Here is an 8,218-nt window from a genome sequence, read left to right as displayed (position 1 = left end):
CCCCCCCCCCGCACAGGCTGCCTTTGGGCGCAGTGCATGTAGCTCCGCTGAACGGCGAGACGACGCTGTCGTTCATGAGCAGAGTCGCCTCCCGCTACAGGCTCACCGCCAAAGAGCTCATCGGCGCGCTCGTGGACGTGGGACGGCGGCCCAATCTGTTCACGGTGCGACCCGACGGAGAAGTGGTCTTCAACGCCGAGGCCCGGGCGGTGGTCGCCGCCTTCTGCCGCATGCCCGAAGAACACCTGCACCGTGCCCTGTCGGCCTGGGGCAGGGACGTTCCCTCGAGCAGACTCGGGAGCGGGCCGGCCGCCTGGGTCCGCACCCCAGCCACGATCCCGCCGACCGGCCCCGGATGCCGGGCCTGCACCGCGACCGCCACACAGGGCCAGGAAGAAGCACGCCGCTACCTCCAGCCCCACGGCCGGGTATGCGTCAAGCACCAGTGCTGGATGCTGGAAACACCCGTCGTCGACGGGGCAACGGCGGGCCCCGGGCAGCTCGACCTGCTGTATGCGCCGCAGATCGGGGCGGCCCAGCGCCGTCATGTACGGCTGCTGCGACGCTATCCGCACGCTGCCGAAGCATTCACCGTGGCACAAGCGATTCTGGCTGCATGGTGGGACGAGCCCTGGCCGGAAAAGATCCTCTGGCCCGACCGGCTGCGACTGATGACAGCCGGCAACGACCTCGCATGGCGTGCCGCGGCGCGGGATGCGGTTACCTATCCCAAAGCCGTCACGCTGACCGCGGCCCTCGCCGACCCGAGCCTGCAGCAGCGGCTACTCGATGACGCGGGGCGGCATCAGCCGCACGCGCTCGCCGATGTCCCCGGCCTCGCGGACGAACTGGCTCGGCGTCTTGAGCGGCCACGGATAGCCGGTCGCCTCAGCGCCCTCACGACAGGCCCGCTGAACGCCTGGGTACGCGCCTGCGTACGCACCAGAGCCGGGCACAAGCCGAAGACACGCAGCATGTGGCACGTCTCCCCGCCCCACCGGCCCGCACCGATCACCCGGCTCCTGGCCGAAACCCGGCCCGTCGACGAAGCGCCCGGAAAAACGGAGTCGGCGGGGGCGCCGGCCCCAGACGTGGCTGAGACCGCCAAGGGGTTCGCGCGCGGCCTGCGCCACGCCCGTGCCTACGCCACCGAGCACGGCCACCTCTGCATTCCTTACCGGTACGAAAAGGACGGGTTCCAACTCGGCCTGTGGCTGTCCAACCAGCGCGCAGCAGGCCCCCAGCTCTCCCCCGAGCGCAGCCAGGCCTTGGCCGCTCTTGACCCGTGGTGGAATCCTGCCTGGAGCACGCTGTGGCAGCGCATCTACCTGCGCGCACGACGGCTGCTGGACTCAGGCACTGACATCAGCCCCGAGCAGGGCTTCCCGGGCACCAGCGAGAATCTCGGCACCTGGCTGTACCGGCAGTGCCAGGTCTACAGCAGCCTCCACCCCCAGCAGCGCAGACTACTGGCACAGATCGGCGTCAGTGCCGAAGCCGCCCGCAACGCACTGCCGCGGCGTCGCAACCTCGCCGAGGCCCGTGACCAGGGCCTGACCAACGCACGCGCCTACTGGAAGCAGCACGGGCACCTTTGTGCGAGCGCTGCCGATACGTACGCCGACTTCCCGATCGGCCAATGGCTGTCCAACCTCCGCGTACGCGCCCGACGCGGCATCCTCGATCCCGCCCTCACGCAACAGCTGGACACAATGGATCCGTGGTGGGCACCGCCCTGGCCCTCCGACTGGCAGCGAGCCTGCTACACGGTGACCGAACTCGTCCGCTCCGGCCACCCCCTCGACCCCGGAAGCGCCTTTGCAGCCTTCGACGACGAGCTCGGTCAATGGCTGTACACCCAATGTGTGTCCTACCCGGACCTGGCAGCAGAACAGCGCCAGCAGCTCGCGGCCGTCGGACTGACTGAGCAGACTGTCGCAACCGCCCGTCCCAACCCCGCCACCCACAGGCCGTCCCTGGAGACTGGTCTCTACTACGCCCGCTCCTACGCGGCACTGCACGGCGACCTCAACGCATCACCCTCCGACCGGCACGAAGGCTTCCCCATCGGAAAATGGCTGGCCCGCCAAAAGCACCAGGCCGGCCTTCACACCGCCAGGTCCGCCGCGCCCTACCCGGCCGGCCCACTGCTGGCCGCCATCGACCCATGGTGGAACCCACCGTGGAACGGGGACTGGCAGATCAACCACCGCGCCGCCCGCAAACTCGTCGAGAACGGGATCAAACTCCTCCCCGACCAAGGCTTCCCCGGCGCCCCCGACTGGACTGGGCAATGGCTCTACACTCAGTGCGTCACCTACCAGAACCTCCACCCGGGGCAGCAACACAGGCTCACGCAACTCGGCATCACCGCCACCAATGCCCCCACCGCACGGTCCCGCCGCGTCACCCAGCAGGCATCATTCGACACCGGCCTGGCCCACGCCCGCTCCTACGCCGCCCGACACGGACACCTCGCCGTGCCCAGAAGCACGAACCACCACGGCTACCAGCTGGGGACATGGCTCGCCCACCAACGCAAACGGGCCGCCAACGGCCGACTCCCCCACCACCGCGCCGAGGCCCTCGACGGCCTTGACTCATGGTGGAACCCATCCTGGGGCCTACCATGGCAAATCGCCTACCATGCCGTCAGAAACGAGATCCACGGCCACGCTCTGAACGCGGCCGCAGGCTTCCCCGGACTCCCTCCAGCCGCCACCAGATGGCTGCTCACCCAGTGCACCAACTATGACGACCTCCACCCGGGCCAGCAGGAACTCCTGACCGGACTCGGCATAACACCCCAGGACGCACACGCCGCCCGCCCCCAGCAGGAAACACGCACGCGCCGCAGAACCGGCGCCAGCCAGTCGCGCCCCACAACCGTCTCCTCATCCATCGACGGCGGCCTGCCCTACGCCCGCTCCTACGCACACACTCACGGCAGACTCGGCACCGCCCACTACACCACCGAACACGACGGATTTCCCCTGGGCTGGTGGCTGTACGAGCAGCGCAAACGCGCCGTCGCCCACCTACGCCGCACCGGTCGGCCCTGGCCCCACGACACACAGCTCACCGCACTCGACCCGTGGTGGAACCCACCCTGGCGGGCCTCCTGGAACCACAGCTACCACCAAGCCCACACCCACCACACCGCCGGCCACGCCTTCCCCGGCACCACGACCAAGTGGATCCGCACCCAGCAGCACGCCTGGAACCAACTCCACCCCCGCCAACAACACCTCATGACCACCCTCGGCATCCACGGACCCACACCCCTGTGCCGCTACACAACTCATGCCGGTACAAGCCCGTCCCAGCGAACAATCAGCCGCTCGTGATGCCCAGGAAAGTCGGCACCTGCAAGATCACGTCCTGTCGCATGAAGTAGACAGATCCTGTCGCATCGAGTAGCCTAGCCGGGTGCAGAAACGAGTACTGCTCCGGGAACTGCGGCGAATCGCCGCCGGCAAGGGGGCGGATCTCGTACTCGCGAGACAGGGAGCACGTCATGAGATCTACACCCTGCAGGGTGTGTCTCTTCCCGTCCCGCGACACCGAGAGATCGCCGAAGGGACCGCCGAGACTCTGATCAAGGCGGCGGAGGGAGCGTGATCGACGGGGGGCCGAGTCCAAGTCGGCCCCCACCGATCAGGATCCCACCACTTCGGCGAGGCGTACAAGAAGGGAAGGAGAAATGGGCGACACAACGACATACAACGCGATTGCGAAGCACGATGGCTCCCACTGGGCTGTGACGATCCCCGACCTACCGCAAGGCTTCGTCGGGGTCACTCAGGGGCGCACTTGGAGCGAGGCGAGCAGGATGGCCGCCGACGTGGTGGCGATGCTGCTAGAGATCCCCGAAGAGTCATTCAAAGTCGTGATGCGACCGGCCGATCCCGAAATGGCCGAAGCGATCATCACGGCCGAGGAGGCTAGGGAAAAAGCCGAAGAAGCCGCCAAAGCGGCCACTGAGGCTCTCATGGCCGCCGCACGAACTCTGACCGCGAAGGCCACGGTCAGAGACGCAGGAGCCATGCTCGGTGTCTCACACCAATACATCGCCAAACTCGCACCCAAGAAGGGCTGACGCTGCTCCACTGAAGGTCACGGCGCCCCCGCAGGTTTGTGCACCTGCGGGGGCGCCGCAGTCACCCCACTAGTGAGCAAAACGTCCGACGACCACCGCCGCTCCGACCACCGCAAAAGCCACCGAACGATCATGAGCACTCACCCAACTAGCTGATCAAGCACACCATCAGCCGCTCCCCTGCAAAGAGCCCCAGCTCAGAGCCCACCAGGCATCACTCCCCAGAACGGCACCCCAAATACTCGACAGGCACAGCAAATGAAACACCAACCAGCCAACCGATCAGCCCAGCTCCTCAGCTCGTGAACCGATCAGAAAGAACGGACGGCGACACCCGCGGAGTCGGCGGTCCCGCAACTGCGGTCCGAGCGGGAGCACCACGATGAGTGCGACAAGGACTCCTACCAGGGCGGCACCTGCACCTGCGACCTCATCGAGCAGTACGGACCGCCCTCCGAACACGCGAGCTGCTGGGACAACCTCTGACCCGCTCCCCCACCAGGCCGGGCCCCGGACCTCACTGAGGCTGTTGGCTAATTCGGGGTCCTCTACTTCGCCCCGTCGATCGTTTGGTCGGCGGGGCGAAGTGCTGCGAAGTGGCTGGTGCGGGTGTGGCGGTGAGGTGGGCGTCGATGCGTGCGAGGTTGATCGCGGCGCCGGTGAGCTGGTGCTGAAGGCTAGTCTTCGCAAGGCCACGGTAGCGGGATCTGCGCAGGCCGCAGCGCTGGACGCTTTGGGAGATGGTGCCCGACTCCGGCTCGGATCTTGTAGCGGTCTTTCCAGGCATCGGTTCGCTGTTCGGTCCGGGCCGCCTGAACGACTTCGTGTTCGTCGCGGTGCCGCAGGTTGGGCGAGCGGTATTCGGCCTTGGGTGAGTTCACGCATGCGCGCAGGTGGGGGCAGTCTCGGCAGTCGGCGGGGTCGAAGCGGACCCGGATGACGGGCAGGCCCTGCTGGGAGTGCCGGTGGTGCCACTGCGTGCTGGTGACACCGTTCGGGCAGGTGACCCGTTCGTGGTCGAAGTCGATGGTGAACGCCTCCTGCCCGAAGGGGCCGTCGGTCGAAGCGGCGGTGCTGGCGGCCATTGGCCCGTGCAGGGCGACCCCGTGGTCCCGGCGTGCGGCGACGACCTGGCCGACTGTGGGGTATCCGGCATCGACCCAGTGCTCGCTGGGCAGGCAGTCCCGTTGCGCCAGTGAGTCATGGATCTCGGGGACCGTCACCCTGTCGTGGACGGTGGCGAGCGTGGGTGGTCCAACTTCGTCCGCCTGGAGCGCAGTTGGACGAATCGACTACGTGGTCGGTGGGTCGAGTTCAGGGAGCGCGACCCCCGTGTGCTTCAGGAGATGATCACTGACGCACTCGGCGCTCTTCTCGGCCAGGCGAAGGACAAGATCCAGCCCGTCCGTCGCCTTCTTCTTCCGAACGCCGCCAGCTGGCGAGCGGCGGTGAGCGATAGCACCGCGGAGGACAACGAAGTCGTTCAGCAACTGAGTCGTTCGCTGCTGGTCGTTCTTGTGCCAGAGCCATGCAGCGGTGATATCAGCGATCCCGACATTCTGATCGAAGAAGTCCTTGACCTGGCGAGGCTTCGGCGTGTTCAGGGAGCGGTCATCGTCGTCCGTGAGCAACTTGGCACGAGCACGCAGAGCTGTCCGCCAGCCGTCGTCTGCCAGATCCCATATCGCCAGCTCGTTCTTCTCATCGAGCAGGCTCTTCTTCAAGGTCTTCTTGATCTCCTTGGGTAGCGATGCACCCTTCGGCGCATGGTCGGCGAGGTGGCGCAGGGCCTCCGCGGCCAGGTCCTCGCAGAACGCCTCCCACGAGGCGCAGATCAGCACCACCGCTGAACGGCTGACGACCTGGATATCGGGGCGACGCCGGCCTCGCGCCGTCCCGGTCTCCTTTTCGTGGAACTCGACCAACCGCTCGATGTCGGGAACGGCATCGTCCAGAAGACTGCGATGCGCGGTTCCGAATGCTGCCATGATCCGACTGTCCTCCGCCTCGAACCCAAGGGTCACCCGCCCTTCCGGGTCCGAGGAGCCTACGGGTTCGCACCGTGATCCCTGCGGGAATTCCGGAACCCGTCGGCCGCCGCGCCGGCTTCGACCACATGGTCCGACTCGGCCGGCTCCGCTCCCCGCAGTCCATCGAGGTCCGCCTCGGCACCAGCCGCGCCGGAGCCGTCGACGTCCGGCTCTACACCACCGCCTCCGTCGACGCGGTCATCCCCGCCCACCCCGAGGCCGACTGGGAGTAGCTGCGCGCGGTGAGCAAGGGAGGGCGCTCCCCGCTCGCGTCGCTGCGCCCGGCACCGGCGACCTGAAACGTGGGAGTGAAACGCACACGCTCCACTCCCCGTGGTGGGTGTTCCAGCAGTTCAAAGGTGAAACGCGTCCCCGTTTCGCTTCCCCGTTTACGGTCCGGGCAGCGCGCGGGCCCGCTGGACGGCGCCCTTCGACGAGGCTCTGGGCATCCTTGACACTACGAGGGCAGCACGTGCACCTGCGACCTCATCAAGGAGTACGGATCGCCCTCCGAACGCGACGACTACTGCCCCCTCCCCCACCGCGGCGGCCTGGACCGTTCCCTGGGCCAGCTGCGGACCCGCCGCCGGCACCGGCGCAAGCGCCGTCGCCCCGACCAGCGCCTGACCCGGTTCCGTGCCACCGGCCTGACCATCAGCCAACGGCCCCCGGAGGCCGACGGCCGGATCGTCCCCGGCCACTGGGAGGGCGACCTGATCGTCGGCAAGGACAACCGGTCCGCGATCGGCACGCTCGTCGACCGCACCACCCGCTACGTCAAGCTCCTACACCTTCCCGACGGCGCAGCTCCGAACACGTCCGCGACGCCCTTGTCCGCTCCTTCCAGAGCCTCCCTCCGACGCTCGCCCGCACCCTGACCTGGGATCAGGGCAGCGAGATGGGCCGTCACGACGAGTTCACCAGAGCGACCAGCATCCCGGTCTTCTTCTGCGACCCCGGCAGCCCCTGGCAGCGGCCGACGAACGAGAACACGAACGGCCTGCTCCGCGAGTACTTTCCGAAGGGAACCGACCTCTCGATCTACTCCGCCGCCGACCTGGCCGCCGTCGCCATCGAACTCAACGACCGCCCCCGCAAAGCCCTCGGCTGGCAGACTCCGGCCCTCCACTTCAGTAGGCTCATCGCAACAGTCGAGTGACCAGGTGTTGCGACCGCTACTGGAATCCGCCCGGCGCCGTCTGGCCCCTGCTGAGGAACGGTTTGGAGTGGTCCCACCTTGGCTGTGATGACGTCGACGCCCCTCCTGGACGGCCTGTCTGACCGCCTTGATACAACCTCGTTATGACGTACCGATTCACCGCTCGCGTCGCTACCACGGAGATCGATCCTGACGGCTACTTCACCGAGGCCGCCCTCGCGGAGGGCGAAGACGGCAGCGGCTTCATCGTGATGTTCATGGCGGGCGAGGAAGAGCCCGATGACCAGGAGGTCGCGCTGGGAATGGACACGCACTGCCTCGTCACCGCCGGACAGGGGACGGCATACGGATGCGTGCGCGAAGCCGTCCTGGACGGCAACATCCTCCGCGTCTTGCTGGATCCCGAGGCGCTGGAGAGCCTTCGGCTGGACGAGGGCGAGATCGAGGCCGTCATCGAGGCTCCGGCCGAAGACGTCACCCGGTTCCGCAAGATCCTTGCCCAGGTGCTCGCCTACGGGCGGGCGGACGCCGTGCCCACGCGGCTGGCGGTCTGACGAGAGGGGTAGAGCCACTCGAAACCGTTCTGATGGGGCCAGAACATGCCTTCGAAGACACGGCGCCGGTGGTGGTGAGGGCGGGGGCTTCGCGGAGGAGGACGGCGGCCCGGGCGGCGGCTGTCGTCTGAGTACTGTTCTCGTAGCGGCCGGTCGCCCGCCGGCAGTTCTCGAAGGGGCGCTCGGCCGGAGCGGGAACAGCGCGGCGGCAGACGGCCGCAGCTCACAGGAGCATCCGGAGCTCTGATGTATCCCGGCCCGGGGCTGCGGCCTGACGTTGTGTCACAGGCCGGTACCGGAGTGGTCGGACCGGGGACGCGTCGCAGGGGCGGGGCGATGATGTGGTCCTGGTTTCGAGTAGTGCGGGGGCGTGGGG

The 8,218-nt window shown here is 67.6% G+C and carries 5 protein-coding genes and 2 pseudogenes; 5 read left to right on the top strand and 2 right to left on the bottom strand.

Annotated features, from left to right (window positions below; all coding sequences use genetic code 11):
• Window positions 1-74: 74 nt before the first annotated feature.
• Window positions 75-3,347 (top strand): helicase associated domain-containing protein, encoded by a 3,273-nt coding sequence (locus HET64_RS33310; protein WP_215110901.1) that lies wholly within the window; start codon window positions 75-77, stop codon window positions 3,345-3,347.
• Between the two features lie 356 nt (window positions 3,348-3,703).
• Window positions 3,704-4,099, top strand: a complete 396-nt coding sequence (locus HET64_RS33305) for a type II toxin-antitoxin system HicB family antitoxin (protein WP_030757448.1) — start codon at window positions 3,704-3,706, stop codon at window positions 4,097-4,099.
• 517 nt (window positions 4,100-4,616) lie between these two features.
• Here the strand turns inward: HET64_RS33305 and HET64_RS33300 are convergent.
• A pseudogene (locus HET64_RS33300) lies at window positions 4,617-5,184 on the bottom strand (transposase).
• Window positions 5,185-5,391: 207 nt separating this feature from the next.
• Window positions 5,392-6,087: a HEPN domain-containing protein gene (locus tag HET64_RS33295; protein WP_215110897.1), complete on the bottom strand. Its 696-nt coding sequence runs from the start codon at window positions 6,085-6,087 to the stop codon at window positions 5,392-5,394.
• A gap of 74 nt (window positions 6,088-6,161) precedes the next feature.
• Between HET64_RS33295 and HET64_RS33290 the strand changes: the two genes are divergently transcribed.
• The 3 genes and pseudogenes from HET64_RS33290 (at window position 6,162) to HET64_RS33280 (ending at window position 7,842) form a co-directional block, all read left to right on the top strand.
• Window positions 6,162-6,362, top strand: coding sequence for a hypothetical protein (locus HET64_RS33290; RefSeq protein ID WP_251146229.1), 201 nt, complete (start codon window positions 6,162-6,164; stop codon window positions 6,360-6,362).
• A gap of 300 nt (window positions 6,363-6,662) precedes the next feature.
• Window positions 6,663-7,288 (top strand): annotated as a pseudogene (locus tag HET64_RS33285) (IS30 family transposase); the annotation flags it as partial.
• Between the two features lie 143 nt (window positions 7,289-7,431).
• The gene (locus HET64_RS33280) at window positions 7,432-7,842 is read left to right on the top strand and encodes an Imm10 family immunity protein (protein WP_215110893.1); all 411 of its coding nucleotides are present in this window, start codon (window positions 7,432-7,434) and stop codon (window positions 7,840-7,842) included.
• The last annotated feature ends 376 nt before the right edge of the window (window positions 7,843-8,218 follow it).

It is taken from the genome of Streptomyces sp. McG3 (assembly GCF_018619185.1).
Classification (GTDB): domain Bacteria; phylum Actinomycetota; class Actinomycetes; order Streptomycetales; family Streptomycetaceae; genus Streptomyces.
The sequence above is the reverse complement of the archived record's forward strand: the minus strand, read 5'-3'. Positions and strand labels throughout refer to the sequence as shown.

What these genes read in the sequence shown, in the direction of transcription:
- HET64_RS33310 (WP_215110901.1), top strand. Translation starts at nt 75, where the DNA reads ATGAGCAGAGTCGCCTCCCGCTACAGGCTCACCGCCAAAGAGCTCATC.
- HET64_RS33305 (WP_030757448.1), top strand. Translation starts at nt 3,704, where the DNA reads ATGGGCGACACAACGACATACAACGCGATTGCGAAGCACGATGGCTCC.
- HET64_RS33295 (WP_215110897.1), bottom strand. Translation starts at nt 6,087, where the DNA reads ATGGCAGCATTCGGAACCGCGCATCGCAGTCTTCTGGACGATGCCGTT.
- HET64_RS33280 (WP_215110893.1), top strand. Translation starts at nt 7,432, where the DNA reads ATGACGTACCGATTCACCGCTCGCGTCGCTACCACGGAGATCGATCCT.